The sequence below is a fragment of the Nitrospira sp. ND1 genome, from assembly GCF_900170025.1.
Taxonomy (GTDB): domain Bacteria; phylum Nitrospirota; class Nitrospiria; order Nitrospirales; family Nitrospiraceae; genus Nitrospira_A.
This window is the reverse complement of record NZ_FWEX01000006.1, coordinates 1,639,173-1,663,178: the sequence shown is the minus strand read 5'-3', so window position 1 is coordinate 1,663,178 and position 24,006 is coordinate 1,639,173. Positions and strand designations below refer to the sequence as shown.

At 58.3% G+C, this 24,006-nt stretch carries 20 protein-coding genes; 12 read left to right on the top strand and 8 right to left on the bottom strand.

Translation table 11 applies throughout. The features are described from left to right. Positions 1 to 84: 84 nt before the first annotated feature. A complete protein-coding gene (locus NSND_RS12450) occupies positions 85 to 1,413 on the bottom strand; it encodes a hypothetical protein (RefSeq protein WP_080879314.1) in 1,329 nt (442 codons plus the stop codon). 139 nt (positions 1,414 to 1,552) lie between these two features. Between NSND_RS12450 and NSND_RS12445 the strand changes: the two genes are divergently transcribed. The 3 genes from NSND_RS12445 to NSND_RS21290 all read left to right on the top strand — a co-directional run bounded on the left by NSND_RS12445 (position 1,553) and on the right by NSND_RS21290 (position 3,967). Next, positions 1,553 to 2,569 (top strand): ChaN family lipoprotein, encoded by a 1,017-nt coding sequence (locus NSND_RS12445; protein WP_080879313.1) that lies wholly within the window; start codon positions 1,553 to 1,555, stop codon positions 2,567 to 2,569. 214 nt (positions 2,570 to 2,783) lie between these two features. Next, positions 2,784 to 3,650: an SWIM zinc finger family protein gene (locus tag NSND_RS12440; protein WP_080879312.1), complete on the top strand. Its 867-nt coding sequence runs from the start codon at positions 2,784 to 2,786 to the stop codon at positions 3,648 to 3,650. A gap of 140 nt (positions 3,651 to 3,790) precedes the next feature. Further along, positions 3,791 to 3,967, top strand: coding sequence for a hypothetical protein (locus NSND_RS21290; RefSeq protein WP_159450769.1), 177 nt, complete (start codon positions 3,791 to 3,793; stop codon positions 3,965 to 3,967). 61 nt (positions 3,968 to 4,028) lie between these two features. Here NSND_RS21290 and NSND_RS12435 read toward each other — a convergent pair whose 3' ends face one another. Further along, positions 4,029 to 4,775 (bottom strand): arylesterase, encoded by a 747-nt coding sequence (locus NSND_RS12435; protein ID WP_255373876.1) that lies wholly within the window; start codon positions 4,773 to 4,775, stop codon positions 4,029 to 4,031. Between the two features lie 115 nt (positions 4,776 to 4,890). On the opposite strand from NSND_RS12435, the gene NSND_RS12430 reads away from it, so the two are divergent. Continuing rightward, a complete protein-coding gene (locus NSND_RS12430) occupies positions 4,891 to 5,595 on the top strand; it encodes an ABC transporter ATP-binding protein (protein WP_080879310.1) in 705 nt (234 codons plus the stop codon). After that, complete coding sequence (locus NSND_RS12425; protein WP_080879309.1) at positions 5,592 to 8,264, top strand: ABC transporter permease; 2,673 nt, start codon at positions 5,592 to 5,594, stop codon at positions 8,262 to 8,264. The genes NSND_RS12430 and NSND_RS12425 overlap by 4 nt, the downstream gene beginning before the upstream one ends. A gap of 30 nt (positions 8,265 to 8,294) precedes the next feature. On the opposite strand, the gene NSND_RS12420 is transcribed toward NSND_RS12425, so the two are convergent. From NSND_RS12420 to NSND_RS12395, 6 genes are all read right to left on the bottom strand, one after another. Next, positions 8,295 to 11,072 (bottom strand): M1 family metallopeptidase, encoded by a 2,778-nt coding sequence (locus NSND_RS12420; protein WP_080879308.1) that lies wholly within the window; start codon positions 11,070 to 11,072, stop codon positions 8,295 to 8,297. Beyond that, positions 11,069 to 11,770 carry a ribose-5-phosphate isomerase RpiA gene (gene rpiA, locus NSND_RS12415; protein WP_200810528.1) on the bottom strand — a complete coding sequence of 234 codons (702 nt, stop codon included), beginning with the start codon at positions 11,768 to 11,770 and terminating at the stop codon, positions 11,069 to 11,071. Before rpiA ends, NSND_RS12420 begins: the two co-directional genes overlap by 4 nt. An 11-nt stretch (positions 11,771 to 11,781) precedes the next feature. Next, positions 11,782 to 12,867 carry a glucokinase gene (gene glk / locus NSND_RS12410; protein ID WP_080879306.1) on the bottom strand — a complete coding sequence of 362 codons (1,086 nt, stop codon included), beginning with the start codon at positions 12,865 to 12,867 and terminating at the stop codon, positions 11,782 to 11,784. A 17-nt stretch (positions 12,868 to 12,884) separates the two neighbouring features. Beyond that, entirely contained in the window at positions 12,885 to 13,646 is a 762-nt protein-coding gene (gene pgl / locus NSND_RS12405) for a 6-phosphogluconolactonase (protein ID WP_080879305.1), read from the bottom strand. Position 13,647: 1 nt separating this feature from the next. Continuing rightward, complete coding sequence (locus NSND_RS12400) at positions 13,648 to 15,351, bottom strand: glucose-6-phosphate isomerase (RefSeq protein WP_080879304.1); 1,704 nt, start codon at positions 15,349 to 15,351, stop codon at positions 13,648 to 13,650. Between the two features lie 175 nt (positions 15,352 to 15,526). Continuing rightward, positions 15,527 to 16,675 (bottom strand): L,D-transpeptidase family protein, encoded by a 1,149-nt coding sequence (locus NSND_RS12395; protein ID WP_080879303.1) that lies wholly within the window; start codon positions 16,673 to 16,675, stop codon positions 15,527 to 15,529. A 497-nt stretch (positions 16,676 to 17,172) separates the two neighbouring features. Here NSND_RS12395 and rpmH point away from each other — a divergent pair, with 497 nt between their 5' ends. From rpmH to rsmG, 7 genes are all read left to right on the top strand, one after another. Next, positions 17,173 to 17,310 carry a 50S ribosomal protein L34 gene (gene rpmH, locus NSND_RS12390; protein ID WP_080879302.1) on the top strand — a complete coding sequence of 46 codons (138 nt, stop codon included), beginning with the start codon at positions 17,173 to 17,175 and terminating at the stop codon, positions 17,308 to 17,310. Between the two features lie 180 nt (positions 17,311 to 17,490). Then, positions 17,491 to 17,859, top strand: a complete 369-nt coding sequence (gene rnpA / locus NSND_RS22165; RefSeq protein ID WP_080879301.1) for a ribonuclease P protein component — start codon at positions 17,491 to 17,493, stop codon at positions 17,857 to 17,859. Continuing rightward, positions 17,802 to 18,065, top strand: a complete 264-nt coding sequence (gene yidD, locus NSND_RS12380; protein WP_200810527.1) for a membrane protein insertion efficiency factor YidD — start codon at positions 17,802 to 17,804, stop codon at positions 18,063 to 18,065. Before rnpA ends, yidD begins: the two co-directional genes overlap by 58 nt. A gap of 46 nt (positions 18,066 to 18,111) precedes the next feature. Then, complete coding sequence (yidC, locus tag NSND_RS12375; protein WP_080879300.1) at positions 18,112 to 19,854, top strand: membrane protein insertase YidC; 1,743 nt, start codon at positions 18,112 to 18,114, stop codon at positions 19,852 to 19,854. Positions 19,855 to 19,875: 21 nt separating this feature from the next. Continuing rightward, complete coding sequence (gene mnmE / locus NSND_RS12370) at positions 19,876 to 21,306, top strand: tRNA uridine-5-carboxymethylaminomethyl(34) synthesis GTPase MnmE (RefSeq protein WP_080879299.1); 1,431 nt, start codon at positions 19,876 to 19,878, stop codon at positions 21,304 to 21,306. A 13-nt stretch (positions 21,307 to 21,319) separates the two neighbouring features. Next, complete coding sequence (gene mnmG / locus NSND_RS12365; protein ID WP_080879298.1) at positions 21,320 to 23,194, top strand: tRNA uridine-5-carboxymethylaminomethyl(34) synthesis enzyme MnmG; 1,875 nt, start codon at positions 21,320 to 21,322, stop codon at positions 23,192 to 23,194. Between the two features lie 103 nt (positions 23,195 to 23,297). Then, positions 23,298 to 23,954, top strand: a complete 657-nt coding sequence (gene rsmG, locus NSND_RS12360; protein ID WP_159450768.1) for a 16S rRNA (guanine(527)-N(7))-methyltransferase RsmG — start codon at positions 23,298 to 23,300, stop codon at positions 23,952 to 23,954. Positions 23,955 to 24,006: the final 52 nt, after the last annotated feature.

Here is a 24,006-nt window from a genome sequence, read left to right as displayed (position 1 = left end):
ACCGTCAATTTATACGGACTTTCACGCGGGAGGCCAGGCGGAAGCTGTAGGGACTGCCACGTTGGCGCGACTTTTGTGCGCCTGTCACGCCGTCTGGACTGGTTCAGGAACGAGAGTAAGAAACCAGGGGGGAGTTTCTTCCGCCATCCCCTCAAACCGCCGGGCCGTGCTGCTGGCTGGACGACCTTCGAACAGAGCGCCGCGCTGAATGGTCACTTGTCGGAATCGGTAGGCTGCAGTCCGGTCGGCAGGCCGGTGAAGCACAGAAGGAAAGGTCCGGCGCAACGGTGTGAGGTCGGATAAGAGACAGGATCCGCCGATCGGGAGGGCTGAGAGCTTGTGGTAGGTATCCCCGAAGACCTCGGGTACATTCTGAGCAGACAGGATGAGATCACGGGGTCTGACCCGCGGATCTTCGATCAATTGCGACAGGATTTCCCAAAATACTTGGGAGTCAACAGCTCCCAAGACGCAGAGCGCTCCGCGTGTGGCCATCAATTCCAAGAGGGCAAGCGGGCCGCGGATATCGAATTTCCAGGGCGGAAAAAGGAGACTCCGACCCGCGTGGTGCACTTCAAGGGCGGACTCTTTGCCATGCCGGACTTGTCGGGACTCGCCTTTTGTGCGTCGCAGCTCTTCGGCCAGACAGGCCGGGGAGAGGCGCGTGGGTTCATAGGCAAAGGTCGGGGTGGCGGGTGCCCAGCAGGTGACGATCAGGTAGCGTTCGGCAAGACGGTGATCCTGTTCGAGCGGGGTGAGTGCAAACATGTCTTGATCGCCGTAAAAGCGAAATTGCAGTCCGGGTCTGGAACGCAGACGGTGCAGACGAAGCGGATGAGCGTGCAGGGGACCGCCCAGTTGCGAGCCGGGATGCAGCCGGTCAAGGCAATGGAAAATGAGGGGTCTGCTTTGCGCGGCTAGCTGAGGTTCGTACAGGGTGGCCAGCTCTTCGGCAAACGAAAGGTCACCGGCTCCCAGATCCAAGACGGAAGCCGGGTTCTCTTGTGTCAGCAGGTCGAAGGGGTTGTGGTGCCGGCGGATCAATACGTCGATGGTGTCTGCCGTGACCGCCGGTAACGGCCATTTCGATGATGGTTTCGAGCGCACTCCAAAAAAGATGCAAAGCGCCCGTAAGGCTTTGGAGGGCGGGAGTCCCGTCAGGTGCTTGAGCGATTCCGTGGAGGCGATGCGGTTCGTGCTCTCGTGCTCCGGCGGCAGGGCTTCAACCAGGCTGCGTTTGATCGTATCCGGGACAGTCGAGGTTTCGATCGCGTTGACCAGCGCGTGAAGGGTCATCGGCCAGTGCGCGGCATTCACCAGGTGACGCGAGGCCTCCCAGGCTTGTGCATCCAGTGACCGCGCCGACGTGATCTGTTTCCGAAAGGCCGCCAGGTTGTCAGAGTCAACGTGCATGATTCGATCAGCGGTGTACGGATTCCTCGGTGGTGCGGGGATGAAAGCTGCTGCGTGTCCGGGCAGAGTATCGGGCCTGTCGTAAGGGAGTCAAGGGAGCTGCCTTGCGGCTACTGGGTCCATATGTTAGGTAGACAATATGAATACATTCACTCCGTCGCTTTTCCGGAAGACTCGCCCAGTCTCGGGCCGCTTGCTCGCCCTGCTTGGTCTTGTCTTGATGATGTTCGGCTGCCAGGCGAAAGATCGCTCAGCGATGGTCACTCATCGGGTCTGGGACGAATGGGCGGTGGGCCAGGTGGTGGATGCCAGGACCGGTCTCGCAGTACCGATGCAGCCGTGGTTGGAGGGGCTGGCCACGTACGATGTGATCTACCTGGGAGAAGAACATCACAATCGATCGCATATCGACGCGGCGTTGACGGTGCTTCGCTCCCTTATGAGCCAGGGGCGTCGTCCGTGGCTCGCGATGGAAATGTTCGGGTGGGACGGTCAGCCGGCGCTCGCTCGCTATCTGCGTTCGGAGGAGAGTATTCGCTCGGAGTTCCTGGAGCAAGTCGCGTGGAAGCAGAATTGGGGCGGCGCGTTTGAAGATTACGAGCCATTGGCGCAATTCGCGAAAGATCAACGTCTTCCGCTTCTGGCAATGAATCCGCCGAAGAGTCTGATCCGGCAGGTGGTGAAGCAGGGTTTGGTCCAAGCCAAGGAACAGCCTGAGTGGCGTCAATGGGGCATGGAGGGAGAGGTCATCGTGGATGCGCCTACCTACCGGTCCCGGATTTTATCTCAACTCCAGGACTGCCACGGCGGTGGGTCTCCGGAGGACTACCAGACCATGTATGAAGCCTCTATGGTCAGAGACGAGGGGATGGCGAAGACCTTAGCAGCGGCGATGAAGCAACTACGTGTCGAGGCCAGCTCCGGTCAGGGCCCCCTGCTCAGTTATACGGGCGGAGGTCATGTGCAATACCGGTTGCCGGTCCCGGATCGGGTGGCTCGACGAGTTCCGGAAGGGCTCAAGCAGGTCACGGTTTATATGGCCACATTCGAGCGAGAGCGGGCTGCAGAGCTTCATCAGGCCATGCAAGAAGGGATTGCTGACTATGTGTGGCTGACCCCCCAGGGGGCTCAAGGACCTCCTCGACGCTGCCGATAAGACTCTCCAGTGGCGGCACGAAAATTCTGCGCGGCCTCGATCCATTTCTCACAATTCCCCCCGCCTGCGGGATGGTCGTTCAGGAGAACCTGTCATACACTCAAGTCTCGCTGGATAGGTGGACGTCAAAGGTGGTGATTCCATGACACTGCGGCGATCACTCGGTAGGCTGCAAGGACGACTCAGCGGTACTAATCATTCCACAGGTGACACTATGAAGGGCAGAATCGCGTGTTCGGCCGATCGTCTGAGTTTGTTGGAGGCGGCCATGATTAGTTCGGTGGTGGAGCCCAACGCGTTCCAAATCGGAAAGCAGTATCAGGCAGAACGCCGCGTGCAAATGACGGATGCGTCGGATACGGAAGTGACGTCGTCGGTCATGGGCAATTCCGGGTTGTACGAGCAGACGATTCGTCTCATTGATGGTCATCTGGAAGCCAAATGTTCTTGCACGTTATCCGAGCAACCGATCTGCCGACACGGTGTGGCTGCGCTGCTTGAGTATCAGCGGTGGTCAAAGGCACGAGTTGTCCCCAAGCCCAGAGTCGCCGCTCCCCGCCCCGAAGCAGAAAAACCGGCCGCCCCTGTCGTGTCCTCCGGTGATATGAAGTTGAGCGAATTGAACCAGTTTACGGAGTGGATGCAGCGAACGGTTCAGGCCATTCAAGCCGGGAAGCCCCTTCCAGACCAACCTTCTATCGGACCGGGCCTTGTGTTGACCTGGACCCAGGTGATCCAACAGATGGATGAACGGAGGCGAGAGAGCGAAGTCGCTCAGGTTGAGCTTGATGGGGACATTCGCAATCGAGAAGCGGTCGTGGCCCGTCTCACCCAGGATCTGGAGGCTTCCGTTAATGAATCTAAGTCACTACAGGTCATTTGCCGAGATCTTCAACGGGAGATTGAGGCGCAGAAGGCTGCGGTAAGCAAGACGACCGATCTTGCCCGGCAGGTTGAGCAGGTTGAAGTCGAGGTGAAAGCGATGGCCGCACTTTTGACGGACAAGGGGCGTCGCTTGGAAGGTCTTTCGGATACCTGCCGAGATGTGTCTTCGATGCTCAAGTCTTTGGGAAAGGCCTGATTGGCAAGTCGGTGGTCACGGAAGCTGCCACCCCGATTTTTCTCCCCTATTCCCTCTTTGTGAACCCCCCTTGCGTCATCCAGGGTCACTTCAGTACAATGCGGCCCTCTTTGGGTATTCCTTGATTACAAGGGGGGATCATGAACAAGCTGATAGCAGGATTGATTGCCGGTATTGGGGCGCTTCAGGCAACCAGTGCGTTTGCCAATGTCAGTGAAGGTCCACCGGACTACAGTGGAATCACGGGCCTGTATTATACCTTGATCGCTCTGATCTTGGCTTTCGGGGTCTACGACACCTTCTTCAAGAAGAGCTAACCGGCTTTCAGGACTTCATGGCGTGAAATGTTCACCCGCTTGATGTGGCGGGGAGGATATTTCACGCCTGCTTCTTTTTCGCTGACGAGTTGTTGGTGGATGCGTCCTTCAACACAGGAAGCAGGCTCCGGAGCACGTTCTCGACCACGATACGATACCCTTCCCCCGTCGGGTGGATGCCGTCTGATTGATTGAGGGCCTTTTCCCCTCCTACTCCCTCCAGTAGAAATGGGATAAGTGGAAGCCCATGGAGCTGCGCGAGATCCCGATATATGGCTTCGAATCGAGCGGTGTATTCTTCGCCGTAATTTGGGGGGAGCTTCATTCCCGCTAAGATCACTCGTACGTGAGCATCCTTGAACTGTCGGATGATCGCGTCGAGGTGTGACCGGGTTTCAGGCAACCCGAGGCCGCGCAGTCCGTCATTCCCGCCCAACTCAAGAATCACCACCCGTGGCTTGCCGGCAAGGACCCAGGACACACGGCGGAGTCCTCCTGCTGACGTGTCCCCGCTGACTCCTGCATTGAGCACTTGGTAGTGATAGCCTAAGGTATCGAGTTGTTTCTGAAGCTGGGTGGGGTAAGACTGTTCCGGGGAGACTCCAAGTCCGGCAGTCAAGCTGTCTCCAAACGCGATGATACGGGGCCGATCGTCAGGTGAAGGACTCGGCGCGGCAGGAAGCGATTCGCGGGGGGGTGTTTGTTCGGAGGATGGAGGAGTTGCAGATGCAAGGCTGTCGGGTGAGGAAGGGACAGTGGACGTATTTGATTGATCGCATCCTGATAGTCCGCTGAGGACCAATGCCATGAGGCAAGCCGTTCCCAGGCGCGCGATACACTTCAAAAGCTCCGAGCAGGTCAGCATCTGTACAGTATAATATGAAATCGTTTTGCGGGCACTCCATCGAGGAATCATCCAAGCAATGATTGCTACTCAGCATGTGACGATGCAGTTGGCCGCAGGCGGTCAAACGGTGACCATTCTTGACGATGTCACGATAGACATTCCGGAAAAGCAAACGGTAGCGATTATCGGGCCTTCCGGGAGCGGTAAGTCCACGCTCTTAGGCCTGATTGCGGGGCTCGACCGACCGACATCTGGAACTATTTGGTTGAACGGGGTCGAGATCACGGCGCTCGGTGAACAGGCGATGGCGCGACTGCGCTTGGCCAATGTCGGGTATATCTTTCAATCGTTTCATCTCATTCCAACGCTCACGGCGCTGGAAAATGTGTCGATACCGCTTGAACTCGCGGGCGACTCTCAGGCCCCGAGGCGAGCGGAGGAATTGCTGCACGCGGTAGGGTTAGGACATCGGATGTCGCACTATCCGGTCCAGCTATCGGGAGGAGAGCAACAGCGGGTCGCGGTGGCGCGTGCGTTTGCCTGTCGCCCGCCGATTCTGTTGGCCGATGAGCCGACCGGCAATCTCGACTCCTCCACAGGGCAGCAGGTGATCGAATTGATCATGGCCTTGCACCGCGATGCCGGGACGACCCTGGTCCTGGTCACTCACGACCAGCACCTGGCCGCTTCCATGGAACGGGTGATTACGCTCCGGGATGGGCGTGTGGCTTCGGATCAGCTGGCGTCACTCCACCATAGGATGCCTGATCTCGAATCATGATTCCCTTCTGGCTCATGATGGCCTGGCGGGAACTACGTTCGGCCTGGCGGCACTTTCTGTACTTTCTCGGCTGCATTGCCCTGGGAGTCGGGGCAGTGGTCGGGGTCTCACTCTTTTCTACCAATGTTGAGCGGGCCGTTCTGAAGGAAGCGCGCGGGTTGCTGGGGGGGGACCTGGAGATTCGCCTTTCCAAACCTGTAGGCGCGGCAGGCTCGGTCGTGCTTCAGAGTCTCGCAGAGCGCGGGATTTTGCGCACACGAGTGAGTGAACTGGTCGCAATGGTGGCACGAATTGATCGCGCCGTGGGCGCGGCAGATGTGACGCAGCTGGTCGAATTGAAAGCGATCGAATCAGGGTATCCCCTGTATGGAATTGTACGGGTTGAACCTGACCGGCCGCTGATGGAGTTGCTGCGCCAAACAGGACACAGCTGTCGAGAGGCTTGCCATGGGGCAGTGGTTCAGGAAAGTCTTCTGATTCGGTTAGGGTTGGTCGTGGGCGATGCGATCAAAATCGGACAGGCGTCATTCCGGATTACCGGCGTCATTCATACCGAGCCGGATCGAATGGCGAATATGTTCAGCCTGGGACCGCGAGTGCTGATTTCCCAAGACGGTCTCGTGGCCGCCGACCTCGTCAAACCAGGAAGTCGTCTTCGCGAACGGCATCTCCTCAAGTTACCCGCTTCCATGCCCCTGTCTCCGCTGCTCCATGAGCTCCAGGGGCGCCTTTCTGCGGAGTCCGCACGGCTGTCTTCCTATCGGGATGCTCAGCCACAGCTCAAGCAGTTTCTCGATCAGCTCGCCCGGTACTTGGGGCTAGTGGGCTTGACGGCGTTGTTCGTCGGCGGGATTGGCGTGGCCTTGTCGATTCAAGCGTTCGTTCGAGAAAAACTCCACTCGATTGCGATCCTCAAGACATTGGGCGCGGATACGAAGACCATCATCTATTCGTATCTGGGACAAGCAGTTGGGTTGGGGGTGCTGGGCAGCGCAGTCGGTATTGGGATCGGGCTCCTGTTGCAGACCGTTTTGCCGCAGGCGGTCTCCACCTTGCTCGCGACGGATGTCCTGCAGCAGGTCGAGTTTACGTCCGTGCTGTCTTGGACAGCGCTGGCGCCGCTCTCGAAGGGCTTGGGCTTGGGTGTGCTGAACACCCTTCTGTTCAGTCTGTGGCCGCTTCTGACGATTCGAACCATCAAGCCTGCGGTCATCTTCAGGCGTGAAGTGGAAGGTGCAATCCGCCCCGGTGTTCGGCCTGAGACATCGGTGTGGGGCCGCGCGGCACAGGTCGTCACGGCGGATCCTGTTCGTGCCGTCACGGCGGCCGGCATTGGGCTTGGTTTGGCGGGCCTCTCGGTGTGGCAGGCCGGGTCTCTGACAATCGGAGGGCTCTTTATCGGCGGCCTCCTGGTCGCTGTGGTGGCGTTAACTGTGACCGCGAAAGCACTCCTCCTCGGGATATGTGTGTTACCCAGCCCGCGTGCGCTTTCTCTGCGACAGGCGCTCGGCAACATTCAACGTCCCGGAGGGCAAACCCTTGGGGTGATGGTCTCCATCGGCGTCGGGGTGATGGTGATTCTCGCGATTGCGTTGCTGGAACAGGCCTTAGTGCGTCAAGTCGGCGAGAACCGACCGAACGATTCACCGACTTTCTTTTTTGTCGATATTCAGCCGGATCAGGCGGAGGGCTTCTCCGCCTTGATTCATCGGCGCACCGGCGATGTGGCTCCTGATCTGACTCCGCTGGTGCGCTCTCGATTGCATGCGATCAATGGCCAAGCAGTCGCGGTTGAGCGGGAGTCCGAACAGGAAGACCAGCCCAGTCAGTCCAAAGAAGAGAAGCGGAAGAATTGGTATGTGAATCGTGAGTATGTGCTGACCTTTCTCGAGCAACTGCCTAAAGACAATAGGATTGTCAAAGGCGCCTGGTGGAAGCCGGGGCAGGTCTTTGCGCGACCGCAGGTGTCTGTCGAAGAGGAAGCGGCAAAGAGTCTCGGCATTGATGTGGGCACCACTCTGGACCTCAATATCCAGGGGACGATTATGCGGGCTGAGGTCAGCAGTATCAGAAAGGTCGAGTGGGGAAATTTCTCCACGAATTTCTATATGATTTTTTCACCGGGAGCATTGGACGGGGCGCCGATGACCTATGTCGCGACGGTGCGGGTGTCCCCGCAGGATGAGGTGGCGCTGCAATCGGCCGTGGTCGCCGCGTTTCCCAATGTGACGGCGATTAACATCGGCGAGGTCTTAAGCAGCTTCGCCCGGGTTCTCGACCGGCTGTCCCTGGCCATCCGCGCGGTGGCTCTGTTTTGTCTGTTGGCCGGGGCACTCGTCATGGCGGCGGCTCTGGCGGCTACGCGGTATCGTCGTCTCTATGAGGCCGTGATTCTCAAGGCTCTCGGCGCGACCCGTGCGTTGATTGCCCGGTCGTTTGCAGCGGAATATGCAGTGCTGGGGTGCGTGGCGGGGGTGATCGGCGTGGGCCTGGCCAGCCTCTTCTCGTGGGCGATTCTGCGCTACATTCTGGAGTTGCCCTGGTCGCTGGAGCCGTCTCTGCTGGGCATCGGGCTGGGTTGCACTGTGTTGCTCACCCTCATCGTAGGGTTCCTCAGTACCTACCGACTGCTCGGGCAGCCTCCGTTGACTGTGCTTCGGCACGAGTGACGGCCGGCTGGATGTACTCGGCCGTTCCCACTACATCGCGACGCGTGCCAGCACGGCGCGAATGGCGTCGCGGTCGCGTTCCCGGAATCGTACGGCGATGTGCAGCTGCTCCAGGTACTGCTCCAGAGTCTTCCCGCCGAGGTCGATCTTCCGGGATGTGAAGAACGCTCTGACGTCTTGCTCCAATTCCGGAGTCGAAAGACCGGTGATCCCTCCGCACATGCGGCGCAGGCCGCTCTTGGGAAACTGCCGGTCCATTCGCTCCCAATTAGTCTTCACAAACTCCCAGGCTTTTTCACGAATGTACACATTGTGCAACAGGCTGCTGACGAGGAAGGGCGCATCTTGGGTGCGGATCTCGTCGGTCAGGGTTTTCGCCAGGGTGCGCTCCAGCAGTTCGGGTATCCGGAAGGCCGCGAGTGAAAAGAGATAGCGACGCTCTTCCTGCGGGGTGGAGGCCTTGTGGAAGCGGTTGAGAAATTCCTCGTAGCGAGCCGCGTCGCCTGTGAAGGCCAGGATGGAAACGAGCGCGGGGATCACATTGGGGTCGATCGGTCGAGTCTGCTGCTGCAGATCAGTGTAAGCTTCCAGCGCCTGGGTTTGGACGCTGGGGTCGCGACCCAATGTGCCTAAGGCGCGAATCACGTCACCGCGCAGTTCTTTGACGAGATCGCGTTCATCGGTACGCGGTGTCCATCCCAGATCCTGGAATGTCGGGGTGAGTCGATTGCGCACAAAGGCAGCCAACAGCGGTCGATCCTCCTCGCTCAGCAGGTGATTCATGGTGGAGAACGACCCCAACATCACGGCCCAGACATGCGGGTCCTGTTCGCCACGGAAGTGTTCCGTCAAGCTGAGATAGTCGGCGGGTGACACCATACCGGCGATGGTTGAGGCCCAGGTGTCGTTCAGGAGATTGAACCGTTCGACGGGGGCCAGGGTCTGGAGGCCGGTCTGTTGCAGGCCGTTGAGGAGCGCTGTGCTGTATCGAACGCGGTAGAATCCGTGCCCGCCCTCGTTCGCCAGTACTGATGTCCAATCCTTCGGCAGCGGGATACGGTTCTCCTGATCGCTGAGCATCACACGCCGGGTTTCAGCGCCCCGCGCGGTGTGGATGCGCAACTGAATCGGAACCTGCCAGAGTTGCGCCGGTGCCCCGGAAGATGCCGCCGTAGAGCCTTCGGCGTAGGTGAAGCGACGCTGTGTGAGCGTCAGCGTGGAGGATGAGTCGATGGCAAGCGAGAGCAAGGGATATCCCGGCGAGAAGATCCATTCGTTCATGAGTGCCGGAACATTCTGTTGTGACGCATGCGCGAGCGAGACCCACAAGTCGGTAGTCTCTGCGTTCCCATAGGCATGCGTCGTCAGATAGTGGCGGACGCCGTCTCTGAATACCGTCGGACCGATATGCTGTTCCAGCATGCGCAGGACGGAGGCTCCCTTTTCATAGGTCAGCACGTCGAACATGGCTTCGGCTTCTTTGGGCGCGCGCACGGGGAACTCAATCGGCCTCGTGCTCAGCAGGCCGTCGACCGACAGAGCGGCAGCGCGTGAGACGCCAAAGGCCGTCCAGCGTTCCCACTCCGGTTTCCAGGCATCCACCACCAGCATTTCCATGAAGGTGGCGAAGGCCTCGTTGAGCCAGAGCCCGTTCCACCAGGCCATGGTCACGAGGTCGCCGAACCACATGTGGGCATTCTCGTGCGCGACCACATCCGCGATTCGTCCCTGCTCCGCATGTGTGGCCGTGCGCTGGTCCAGCAGCAAGGCTGTTTCACGGAATGTGATCGCGCCCAGATTTTCCATCGCCCCGGAAGCGAAGTCGGGGATGGCGATGAGGTCCAGTTTGTCGCCCGGATAGGGGATGCCGTAGTAGTCGGCGAGAAAATTGAGCGAGTACACGGCGATTTCCTGACCGAACGGGGTCAGGTGTTGTTTGCCGGGCACGGACCAGAGGCGGACTGGGGTCTGCCGGGCCATGGTGGGAGTTGTGGCGTCGAGTTTCCCGACGATGAAAGCCACGAGATACGTGGACATCTTCATGGATTCCGCGAAGCGCAGCACTCGCTTCCCGCCCTCTTGTCGATCGTCCACGATCCGGGTATTCGAGATGGCGGTCAGTGCGGGATCGATTGCCAGGGTGACGGCGAAGACGGCTTTGAATTGCGGTTCATCCCAACAGGGGAAGGCCCGCCGCGCATCGGTCGCCTCAAACTGGGTCGCGGCCAGACTGTGCGAATGGCCCTGTTCATCCTTGTAGCTGCTGCGATAGAACCCGCGCAATTTATCGTTCAGTGTGCCGCGAAACGCCAGGCTCAATTTCCAGGCGCCGGGTTGAATGACCGACGGGAAGGTGATGTAGCATCGCTGGTGCTCCTCGTCCATCCGTACGGTCCCGGTGCGCGGCGGCGTCCCTTCACCGGACAATGTCGCTGTCGAGACCTCCAATTCCGTCGCATTCAGGAGAATCTCAGTAGTCGGTTCGGTCACCGTCAGCGTCACGACCTCGTGGCCGGTGAACGAGTGTGCCTGGAGGTCCGGCTCGATACGCAAGTCGTAATGAGACGGGAGGACATGGCGCGGGAGTCTGTAGGGATCGTGAGTCGTCATAGATGAACCCATAGTGTGTGTCTTCGGCCGTCGATGGTTGTGTGGCGGATTCGAGTGGCTCCAGGCCGCGGGCACGAAGAACCAGGAGGTTGCGCCGTGCCAGGCTCCCAACCACACCACTGCGTTGGTGAGGACTCGTGTGGCCAGCAACGCCGCATGTCGCCGAGTGACGGGAGGGTCGGTCCGGTCGCCCGTCATGACTCCGCTGCAAGGGTGACGTCGACACCCTGTGCATGGCCGACGATCAGGATGCTGGTGCGTCCAATGAACAGTCCGGTCTCAACGATGCCGGGAATCTGGTTAAGTTCTATCTCGAGGGTGGCCGGATCTTCGATCTTGGGCATGTGCAGATCGAGGATGACGTGGCCCGCTTCGGTCTGAAACACGACGCCGTTTCGCTCGCGCAAGACCGCTCTGCCTCCTGAGGCTTGTTCGATGTTCCGTGCCGTGCTACCCCATCCGAACGGCACGACTTCAATCGGCAATGGAAAACTGCCGCCGAGCGCCGGCACGAGTTTCGTGTGGTCGACCATCACAATAAAGCGCTTCGCTGCGGCGGCTACAATTTTTTCTTTGAGCAACGCGCCTCCGCCGCCTTTCACGAGGTTCAAGGCGGGATCGACCTGGTCGGCTCCGTCGATGGCCACATCGATCATCCATGCGTTGTCGGACTCGATGAGGGGAATGCCGGATTGCCTGGCCAGAGCCGCTGTGTCGTGCGAGGTCGGCACGGCTTGGATTTTGAGCCCTGAGCGGACGCGCTCGCCGAGGGCGATGATCAAATGCTTCGATGTCGTACCGGTCCCCAATCCGACGACCATGCCGTCTTGCACATATTCAGTGGCTTTCAGCGCCGCCTGTTTCTTTTCGGAATCAAGATCAAATTGTAGTGTCATGATGGATGGCGTCATGATGTGGTCGATGATGTGAGTTGTGCTGCCATCGAGGCGGCGCCGAGCAAGGCGGTTTTGTCGTTCATCACGACCTTCACCGGAATCTGGCTCATGATCCGTTTGTAACGGCCCTTATTTGTGAACCCGCGCATAAACGAGCCGTCCTGCAGTTTCTTCAGTAATTTGGGCGCAATCCCGCCGGCGACATAGACCCCGTCGAGTGTGAGCGCCTTGAGCGCCAGGTTGCCGGCTTCCGCGCCATAGATGGACGCAAATAAATCCAGGGCTTGTTTGGCGATTTCGGCCTGGCCCTTGAGTCCGGCCTCGGCAATCTCGGCGGCAGGATTACCGGCTTTGATCTTCTCCGCCAACCAGGTCGGCTCATTTTTTTTGGTGTCGCGGAGATATTCATAAATGGCATGGAGGCCCGGCCCGGATACGATGCGTTCGTAACTGACATGCAGGTAGCTGCCGCGCAGATGGCGAAGCAAGTCGATTTCGCTGTCGCTGTTGGGGGCAAAGTCCGTGTGCCCGCCTTCCGACGGCATGGGGCGGTAGCGACTTCCATCCCAATAGAGAATGCATTCCCCGAGCCCGGTACCGGCTGCGATCAAGGCGAGGGCCTGTTTTTTCTTCGGCGGGGCGCCGGCGTTCAGTACTACGATTTCATCGGGATTCAAGAGGAGGAGCCCATGGGCCGTTGCTTCGAGGTCGTTGAGCAGGCGCACCTGGGGGATGGCGAATCGCTCCGCGAGTGTCGCCCCATCAATGAACCAGGGAAGATTGGTGGTGCGGCAACGGTTATCGATCACCGGCCCTGCCACGCCGAAGCACGCCGCCGTTAATTTGATGGGCTCTGGGGGAAGCTCCGGTGCCTCCGTAGTTCCTTCTGCCGACGCTTCGATGGGCTCGTCTCCCAGCTCGTCTTCTGCTTGTGGCTTGGGCAACGGTGCACTGAGAAATTCTTCGATGATTTCTTCGAGGGTCTTATAGTCCGCGCTATGAAAGCTATCCTCCCGCACCGGCTCGACCCGTTCAGTCGTCCAGTCGTAGAGCGCCAGATTGGTTTTTGTGCCTCCGATATCGCCTGCCAGGATCATGGTGCCTCTTGCGATGACTAATCGTCAGTGGTTGCGGTCAATTCGGATGCCGCGGCGCGGTCAAGATACCACAACAGTCGTCCGGTCTCAGGCCGAATCAAAGCTGCCGGATACGGGCCGGGATCACCGGGCCGCTGCTCCAGTACGCGTCGCACAACCGCGGCTTTGTTCCTTCCGGCGACGAGGAACAGTATCACACTCGCGTGATTGATCACACCTAGGGTGAGAGTCACCCGTGCCCGCGTTCCTTGGGGAGACGTGCTGGGAACTACCCAACGAGTCTGTTCGGTCAGTGATGCCGTGCCGGGGAAGAGTGAGGCGGTGTGGCCATCGTCGCCCATGCCCAGAAGGACAAGGTCCAACCGCGGCCATTGCCCGGGGACGGCTGTGGTGAGGTGACGCAGGGTGGTTTCGTATTGAGCTGCCGCGGTTTCAGGCGGGTCTTCGCCGCGCATCCTGTGAATCTGCGCTGAGGGAATGTGCAACGGGCTGAACAATATGGCGTTCGCCATGGCGAAATTGCTGTCGGCATGCGTAGGCGGTACGCTGCGCTCGTCTCCGAACAGAAAGTGCACCTTGCTCCAGTTGAGTTGCTGTGCGTATTTGTCGTTGGCCAGGATCGAATACAGTGCTTTCGGAGTTGAGCCGCCCGAGAGAGCCACGAGGAAACGATTCCGCTCGGCGATCGCCTGCTTGCCCACTTCCAGGAAGAGACCTGCAGCGGCACGGGTCAGTTCCTGGGCATCGGTGAAGGTGTGGATTGCTGGAGCCTGGGACATGTCAACGGTGAGTGCGGCGTTTGGGCAGAGGACGTTTTTTTGCCGCGGGTTTACGACGACCGGCTCTGGCCGGTGTGAGCATGGCAATGAGGCTTCGGATGGTGCGCACGGGATTGGGTCCGAGGGCGATTCGGACGGCCGGTCGTTGATGGGTCTGCAACGATTGAAGGTCGCCGACGGCTTGCGCCTGTGCCAGCGTGCCGAAGGAATAGAACTTTCCGGGGACCGGAAGGTCGGGTTTCATGCTGTCCACGAGTTCGAGGAACAGGCCGCTGTTCGGGCCGCCTTTGTGGAGTTGGCCTGTGGAATGCAGGTACCGGGGGCCATAGCCTGCCGTGGTGGCGATGTGGTGGCGCAGCATCACCGCTTTGCGTAAGGCTCGTATTGAGGCGTCCAGCTGAGGGCTGGGAGTGGTGTACGCCAGAATGGCCAGGTAGCGATTGGGCGTCGCCTGTTCGAGTAATTGAGTCAGTGCCTGCTTGGGCGTGAGCATCGGCAGTGAGGGGAATCGTCCCTGTGTTTCAACTTCTTTTAGTACGCGTCCTGTGTTGTCTTTGCTCTCCTGCACGTTCGGTTGATCGAAGGGATGGATGCCGAGCGCGTGTCCTGCGACCGCGGTGGCGAACTCCCAACGGAAGAATTCCCCGCCGAGGTCGTAGCGATCCGCCAGGTTCAATCGAAATACCGGATGCCCGGCCCGTTGCAACGTGATGATGGATCGATCCAGCGCGGCATTGCGGTCGCCTTTGAGTCGAAGCGTGACGAAGAGTCGATCGGCTCCGTAGGCGGTCGGGGAGGCCAGGGGCTCACCTGCCACGGGGACGATCCCGGTTCCTTCCTTCCCGGTGCTTTCCGCGAGGAGTTGTTCCACCCAGAGTCCAAATGAATTGAGTGCGGGAGAGGTCAGCAGAGTGACCTTGTCCCGCCCTGCCATGGCCATCGCGGCCATCATCCCTCCCAGGGCTGCTCCCGGGTTGTCTTTTGGGTGAGTGGTGTGTCGGCAGGCCTCACGCATGGCGAGCGCCCGGCTCAGGAGTTTGCTCACGTCGAGTCCCAGCAGTGCGGCGGGCACAAGGCCAAAGTAGGAGAGGACGGAGTATCGTCCGCCGATGTCCGGTTGATTGGTGAACGTACGCCAAAACCCGCGCTCGCGCGCAAGCTCTTCAAGTCCGGTGCCGGGATCCGTGATGGCGACAAACTGGGCTCCGCCGCGATTGCCTTTGGTCCGCCGGACAAGTTCCCAGAAGTGAGCGAAGAGTGACATCACTTCAATCGTTCCGCCGGACTTGCTGGCCAGGAGAAAGAGGGTTCGCGCCGGCTGAATCGCTTTCGTCACCTGACGGACCCAGCCTGGGACTGTGGAGTCCAGTACCCAGAGTTTGGGGGACCCTTTGGCCGAACCAAATGTGCAGCGGAGGACTTCGGGCCCCAAGCTGCTTCCACCCATTCCGAGAAGCACGACGTCGGTGATGCGAGCTTCCCGGGCAGCCTGCTCGAAGCTCCGTAACTCGGCGAGCCCGTCCTGCATATGGTCGAGCACCGTCAGCCAGCCCAGCCGATTATCGATTTCAGTCGGACTGGGCTTCCAGAGAGTATGGTCTCGTGTCCAGATACGCTCGATCGTATGGCTGCTCGCCAGGTCGTCCAGCGTTTTGCTGATGGTTGGGTTGTCGAGCAGGAGCGATGCAGTGGGACGGGTCGGCATAACACGCTCTCTTCCGTTAGTGGAGGAACGAATCGATGGACCTCGGCTCTTTCGTATCTTAGGTTCGAGCGTGTAAAAAGGCAAACAAAGAGAAGCCAGAGACTGCGCAGGAGTTTCTTGAATGAGTGGGTGTGGGTGCTGTGCGGTTGGAGCAGTCGCGCGGAAGGATGGGGATCTAGGTTTCTTCTTCCTGATCACCTAAATCGGCCAGTACGAGAGAAATGGAATTCTGCGATTCCAGTGCGCCGACAATGGTGACAGGTGTTCCAACAGAAACTTGGTCAAAGAGCACAGCAATCTGAGGATTATCCAACAGGATGCTGCCGTACGGTTGATCCGTGATACCTTGTGCGATGCCATGGAGCTGGATCAGGCCGGGCATATGCTGGCTCTTGGGAATCAACCCTGATTGTTGAGCTTCTTCAAAGCGGCGTCGATCGTCGGCATTGGGATAGTCGAGAATCAGGGCGCGGAAATACGGGGTCTGTCCCGACCCGCGTTTGCGGTGAATGCGATATTCGCCTTCGGGCGTCGCGCCGTCGCCGTAGTGCTGTTTTGCCCGGATCCCTCTCGACCCCAGGCGGATCGGATAGGTCAATACTTTCTTGCCGTTTTTGTACAGAGACAGCACTCGGTCGGCCTTGCTGATGACAATGGCTTGCGCACGATGGGTGCGGGACCATTCAATGGTTCGTTGGGCTGATTCTCGCCAGGCTGCAATGAGGTCGTCATCGGCATACCGGCCCAACTCGTTTGTCAGCAAGGCGGTTTGGGTGAGAAGTATTTTTCCCGCACGATCTGAAGCCTGGATGGCATGATCGAACTGTCCCTGTTCAATGAACAGGCGAGCTTGTCGTACAAGCAGTTCGGTTTCAACCGGATGTTCGCCGAGTACCACACGGCTGCCGATATCTCCTACGCGGGTGTTCAAGAGGCGGAGCCGTTGCTCGACCTTGGCGAGTTTTGTTTCGGCGGCGGTGCGTTGTGCTTGGAGGCGCGTGTTCACGTCGGCCACGAGCTGCGACCCTTCGACTTGCAGGCTTTCCAGGTCGGTCTCCAGCTCATTTTCTTCCCATGGCCAACGGACGATATTTTCCTCGGATTGAATGCGGGCTCGTAAAGAGATCCATTCGCGGGAGAATTTTGAATAGGCTTCGGGGCTGATGTCGGATGCCCGCAGCGTGACGAGGTCGCGGTCGATGCCCTCAATGGCTTCGACCAGCTCGTCGGGGACCGTTTCGACACACCCGCCCAGGCTCATTGCCAGGAGTCCGGCAAGGGCTAGACTGCAGAAGGTGCGGAAAATGTGGGTCAGGCGTCTCATCGTTTCATTCTATCTCGCAGGGAGCGTTTCTCGCGAGCTCTTCTCGTTTTTGTCACTGACACGTTCGGACAAGCATGGCCATTTCAGAATGCGTACATCCGGTTTCTGCTGGGGCATCCGCAGGCCGCTAGGAATACCTCCAATCCGTTGTGGTCCACGACCCCGGGCTCTAATTAACGCAAGCTGGATGCCAGGGTGGAGATTGTTGCGGACTGGAACGATTATCTTTCCAGAACAATTAGTTAGATCGATGCGGCAAGACGCGCCCTCTGCCTGTTTCTGTGGCATGTTTGTCACAGTCGGGCAAGAGTGCCTCAAGAGTTCGAGGTTGAGTAGCGATCGCGTGGTCAGAAACCTTTCCCCATTCCAGCTCTGGTTCTCCTTCCGTGCGCCCTTGCAGGGCTGATTGAAGCAAGCAGGTTGATTGACACCCTCCTGTCCCGCCCCTATAATGCGGCCTCTTCATTGAAGAATGATCTCTCGACAAGGAGTGCGCAATGTCGTTCACTTTTAAGCAACCTTCGAATCTCAAGCGCAAGCGGGAACATGGATTTCGGAAGCGCATGAGCACCAAGAACGGCCGAAAAGTTATCGCTCGTCGTAGAGCCAAAGGCCGCGCTCGTCTCACCGTCTGATTCTTTCCTGCCGCTAGGCAATCTGCAAGTAGGCAACATCCAGGTGGTGGATGGTACACCTGGGGTGGGTCCTGTCGTCTTAGCCTGGTCGTAGTAAAAATGCGGCGACGCACAGTCTTGGCACGCGGCCTCTGGTCTTTGAGGCCTGGTCTGGGCTGGTGACCCACAGGCAGGTGTGTTATGTCGGCAGGGCAAAGGGCTGTTCCGTTTTTCTTGAAGCGTAGCCGGGATATCCAGCACATCAAGAAGAACGGCCGACGGGTTTCAACAGGACTATTCAATCTTCAGATTTGTCCGGGTCTGTCCCAGGATGCGATGTTGGGGATTGTGATCGGGCGACGGTTCGGGACAGCAGTGCGTCGGAATCGGGCAAAGCGTCTGTTTCGGGAATTGGGCCGCGCGGTGCGCCCGGCATTAGTCCCAGGTCACGCATTTCTCGTGTTTCCGAAGCGAGAGTGCCTGAATCTGCCGTTTGCGGAGCTGCAGATCCTATGGCGAGGCACATTACAAAGGCAGCGGTTGGCCCGTTTTGGGGAACCCTCGCTCTGAGGCGGCTGTGCATTGTCCTCTTGATGATCTATCGAGCCTGTCTGTCCCCATTGCTCGGGCCTGCGTGCCGGTTCCATCCCACGTGTTCCGTGTATGCCCAGGATGCCATCGAGCGGTATGGCGTTCTCAAGGGGCTTCTCATGGCGGGTAGGCGCTTGCTGAAATGTCATCCCTTCCATCCCGGCGGAGTGGACCCGGTACGGTAACCGTCGTGGCAATAACTCTTCAGCTTCTGTTCAGTACATAAATTCCATGGAAAAACGCGTCATCGTCTTCCTCATCGTCTCCCTGGCCGTGATTATCGGTTACGACTATCTGCTCAAGGGCATGGGGCTGTTGCCGCCGTCTGAGCCGGTGCAGGTGGCTACGAACCCAAGCCCTGCGGCCGAGACAGGCAAGCCTGCGGGGGGTGCGGGAGATCCAGCGAAGGCTGCAAGTGCTGATCCGGTCTCCTCCGTGAATGGTGCGCCCGCTTCTCCCGGCAATGCGACCGGGGCAGCAAGTGAGGAGCAAACGGTTGAAGTGGACACGGAACTGTTTCGTGCCAAATTCAGCAATCGCGGCGCCGTGCTCAAATCCTGGGAATTGAAGCGATACAGCGCGGCTGTCGAGCAGAGCTCGACGCCTGTGCAGTTGGTCTATAGCGGAGGACGGTTCAAGGGACCTCTGAGCCTGGTGACCGGGGATCAAGCCGTGACCAGCGACCTTGGATCTGCCCTCTATCAGGTCACCCAGGATCTCTCGCATCTCGATAGCGCGCATCCTGTCGGTCACCTCACCTTCCGGTACCACGATACCCAGAAGAATGTTGACGTTGAGAAGGAGCTGACCTTTCACCATGGGTCCTACGTGGTGGACATTGCGATTCGTACTCAAGGGCTGACGACTCCGGTGGATGTCACTCTCGGCACCAATTTCGGCATTGTGGAGTGGGGGGAAGGTTTCATCGGGCTCATGGGGTCGGCGTCATTGGTCGACGACAAGGTATTGAAGGAAACGCCGGACGGCGAGGCTGAACGCAAAGGCGACGTGAAGTGGTCGGCCATTCAGGATAAGTATTTCTTAAGTGTGTTGATGCCGCAGAAGGCTGCGGCTGCCCTCGCGAAGAAGGAAGGGGACAAGCTGGTGTCGGCCGGTGTCCGCTTCGCCACGCCCGAGAGCGAGGCAACGATGGCGATGCAGCTCTACGCCGGGCCCAAAGAGTACGACACGCTGAAACGCTTAAACGTCGGGCTGGAAGATACGATCGATTTCGGCTGGTTTGTATTTGGGAGTTGGGGGTTGGTCAAGGCGGTGGCCAAGCCGATTTTCTATGTGCTGCGATTCCTCTACGAATTTACGCACAACTACGGGATCACGATCATTCTCTTGACCATGCTGATCAAGCTGATGTTCGTGCCGCTGCAGTACAAGAGCTACAAGTCCATGAAGCAGATGCAGGTCATTCAGCCGAAAGTGCTGGCCCTGCAGACGAAGTTCAAGGACGATCGTGAGCGGCTGAACAAGGAACTGATCAAGCTCTATAAAGATCATCGGGTGAATCCGGTCGGCGGCTGTCTGCCGATGGTGCTGCAGATGCCGGTCTTCGTGGCGCTGTTCAATATTCTGTATATGACGATCGATCTTCGGCAGGCCCCGTTCATGCTCTGGATCAAAGACCTGTCTGTGCAGGATCCTTACTACGTGCTGCCGATCGTCATGGGCGCCACCATGGTCATTCAGCAAAAGATCACTCCGACCACGATGGATCCGACGCAGGCGAAGATCATGCTGTTTCTGCCGGTGTTCATGACGTTCCTGTTCGTGAACTTCCCCGCCGGATTGGTGCTCTATTGGCTGACGAACAATACGCTTACGATCACCCAGCAGGTGGTGACCGAGCGGCTGTTCGGGAAGAAGTGGCAAGTGGCTGCTGCGGACGCCGATGCTGTGACCGGCGACGAACCGAAAGAGCAGAAGAGCAGCGGCAAGCGGCGCAACAGTCCATCCGAGTAATTCCACACGATTGGGTGCGTCATGCATGGCGCGCTGGACGATACCATCTGTGCTATCGCCACCCCTCCCGGCGAAGGGGGAATCGGGGTCGTCCGCATCAGCGGGCTTCAAGCCGTTGATGTCGCTTCTCAAGTCGTGCGCCTCCGGTCAGGCAAATCCCTTCACGACCTTCAAACTCATGTCATGGCGCTGGCGGACGTAGGCTCGCCCGGCGCGCTCCAAACCGTTCCTCGCGGGACGGAATCACGTCCGCATGCGGTGCTCGATGAAGCGCTCGTAGTCGTGATGAAGGGGCCGCATTCGTATACCGGCGAAGATGTCGTCGAGGTGCAGTGCCATGGGGGGCCGGTCGTGCTGGATCAGCTGTGCCTGGGCTTGATATCCGCAGGGACCAGACTGGCTGAACCGGGGGAGTTTACCAAGCGCGCGTTCCTTAATGGCCGACTGGATCTGGCGCAGGCCGAGGCCGTGCTCGATACGATTCGCGCGAAGACTGCGCGTAGCCTGGCGATTGCACAATCGCAACGGCGCGGCGAGTTGTCCCGTGAAGTGGAGGAGACGCGGTCGGCTTTAGTCGTGGCCTTGGCGCATATCGAGGCCGCGCTGGATTTTGCGGAAGAGGATATTGCATTCGTTCGGCAGGACGAACTTCTGCGGCTCCTTGATGAGACCTTGAGCAAGCTGCGGGGTCTGGTTCAGTCCGGTCAGGAAGGACGGATCTGGAGAGAAGGCGCCGCAGTGGCGATTCTCGGACGTCCAAACGTCGGCAAGTCGAGTTTGATGAATGCCCTGTTACGGAGCGACCGCGCGATCGTCACGCCGATTCCCGGTACGACGCGGGATATGTTGGAAGAGGTCGTCAGTATCCATGGCATTCCGGTCCGACTCTTCGACACGGCCGGCATCCGCGCAACGGATGACCCCGTCGAAGCCGAAGGCATTCGTCGGAGCCACCTCGCATGGGAAGACGCGGATTTGGCGCTGATTCTTCTGGACGGCTCGCAACCGTTGCTGGAGAGCGATCGGCTGTTGCTTCGTCGTCAGGAGGCCGCGCAGGCGTTGTTGGTCGTGAATAAGTGCGATCTGCCATCTCGGATCTCGAAAGAAGACCTTATCCGCGTCTGTCCCGTGAACGCCGGTGTGCTCGATATCTCTGCGAAAATGCAGATTGGACTGGATGGATTGCGAGATGCGATCAGCAGCCGATTGATGCCGAGGGGTTTAGAGTCCCGGGAAGGGGTCCTTGTGACCAATCTTCGGCATGCCGCTGCTTTCGAGCGCGCGTTGCAGGGGGTGGAGCAGGCCAGACAGTCGGTCGAGGCAGGGATGGCGGGAGAATTAGTTGCGATGGATCTTCGTATCGCTGCCGACGCCCTGGGTGAAATTACCGGGGCTATCACGACCGACGAAATTCTGGAGCGCATTTTCGCTGAGTTTTGCATCGGGAAATGAAAGGACTCTTGTCGTGAGTGAACAGTGTGACGTCATCGTCGTCGGGGGAGGCCATGCCGGGTGTGAAGCGGCTCTGGCCGCAGCCCGCATGGGGGTGCGCACGATCCTGCTCACGATGGATCCGGACCGGATCGCTCAGATGTCCTGCAACCCTGCGATCGGCGGCATTGCCAAGGGACATCTCGTCAAGGAGATCGATGCGTTAGGCGGAGAAATGGGGCGAAATACCGACCAGGCCGGCATCCAGTTTCGGATGATCAACACCAGCAAGGGTCCGGCCGTCCGTGCCTTGCGCGCGCAATGCGATAAGAAGGTCTATCGCGAAGTCATGCAGCGCACGCTCCGTGCGCAGCCGGCACTTGAGATCAGGGGCGGGACAGTTGATCGCATTCTCACCCGGGGTGGGGCTGTAACCGGTATCGTCACGGATGCCGGTACGTCTATTCATGCGCGGGCAGTAGTGCTTACGTCGGGCACATTTTTGAAGGGGTTGATCCATATCGGTCTCAATCATTTTCCCGCTGGTCGTGCTGGGGAGGCGTCCGCGGAGCACCTCTCCGATTGCATGCGTGATTTTGGATTTGAGGTTGGTCGGTTGAAGACGGGAACTCCACCCCGCCTCGATCGGGATTCTATCGATTTTTCTGTGATGGAGCTGCAGCCAGGAGATGATCCTCCACCGCCGTTTTCTTACCGAACGCTGCGTGTGTCCTTGCCACAGGTGCCCTGCCATTTGACGTACACGAACTCACAAACGCATGATATTATTGCGAAAAATATTGATAGATCGCCGTTGTTCAGCGGGGTGATTGGCTCTGTCGGTCCCCGATATTGCCCATCGATCGAGGATAAGGTCGTGAGGTTTGCCGACAAAGACCGGCATCAGATCTTCATCGAGCCGGAAGGGTTGGATACGAACGAGTTTTATCCGAATGGAATTTCAACCAGTCTCCCGGTCGATGTGCAAGCGGCCATCCTGAAAACTATTCCCGGACTTGAGCAGGCGAGAATGCTGAAGCCTGGGTATGCGGTCGAGTACGATTATTTTCCTCCCCGCCAACTTCACAATTCGCTAGAGACGAAATTAGTTGCCGGGCTCTACCACGCCGGCCAAATCAATGGAACGTCCGGGTATGAAGAGGCCGGTGCCCAGGGAATTATGGCTGGAATAAACGCGGCCTTGAGGTGGCGTGGTGAAGAGCCGCTCGTGCTGGATCGGTCGCAGGCCTATATTGGCGTGTTAATTGATGATTTAATTACGAAAGATGCCAGAGAACCCTATCGGATGTTCACCTCGCGCGCGGAATACCGTCTGTTGCTCCGCCATGACAACGCCGATCTTCGCCTGATGGATCTCGGGCACCGCATCGGATTGGTATCTGATGAGGTGCGCGGGAAGCTGGAGGCGAAGCGGTCTGCTATTGAACGGGAAGTTCAGCGCCTCAAGGAAACCAGGCCGAAAATAACGTCTGATGTGAAGCGGCTCATGGAAGAGGCGAAGATAGGCACTGTGGCACCAACGCAATCGTTGGCTGAGATTCTCAGGCGTCAGGAAATGACGTATGAAAAGATCGTCGCAGTGTTCGGTGGCGCTAATATTGACGATCTTGATATCGCGGAAGCGATTCAACTCGAAGTGAAATACGAAGGATATATTAAGCGGCAACTGCAGCAGATTCAGCGATCGGAGAAGCTAGAGCACAGAGCGATTCCAGATCAGTTTGATTATGACGGAATAGCCGGTTTCTCAGGTGAAGTCAGGGAGAAGCTCAAGCGTGTGAAGCCGGCATCGATAGGGCAGGCTTCGCGTATTTCCGGTGTGACGCCTGCCGCTATTTCACTTCTGTTGGTTGCAATCGAGAGACATCGTCGGCAACCATCGGCATGAAATGGTGTGCTGGATTGCCGGGAATGGATTCTCGCTAACACTGTGCGCATGATAAGGAAGAACTTGCTTGACCCTGTTGGTTCTTTTCGCGTAAGTGTTCCACGTGGAACACGACGAGCTACAGTTCGAAAAATCTCTTCAGTCTCTTGCCGCTGAGTTCTCCATTTCCATTCATGATTCCTCTGTTTCTTATTTTTGGCGTTACCTCAGCGAGCTGAAAAAATGGAATAGGGCCATCAATCTCACGGCCATCGACGATGATCGAGAGATCCTGGTGAAGCATTTTATTGACTCAATCTATGGGCTTAAAGTCATTGATATTAATAGTGAAATTGAGTTGCTCGATGTTGGTGCCGGTGCTGGATTTCCGGCTCTGCCCCTCAAATTTGTACGGCCTCAGCTGTCCGTTGAATTGCTTGAGCCGAGCGAAAAGAAGGGGGCGTTTTTGCGCTATGTCGTGGGATCGCTTGGTCTGCAGGACGTGACGGTTGCGACGGCCAAGTTGGAAGATTATGCCGGTCGAGGAAATGTTCAGGGGCGGTTTGATTACATCGTCGTGAGGGCCTTTAAGGTGGATCAGTTCGGCGTGGCGCTGTCGACGCTTCTGAAGCCGGACGGAAAGCTTGTTTTATACCGTGCGGAGAAGGTTCCTAGGAGTTTTGAGCTTGTCGGCCTTGCTTTGATCAAGGAAGTCGAGTATGAGCTTCCTGCTAGGTACGGGCATCGAGTGTTGTCCGTGTATTCAAAGGCGTTGAGATGAGATGGTGTTCCACGTGGAACATTGGGGCGCACATATCTTTGTTTGAGTGGAT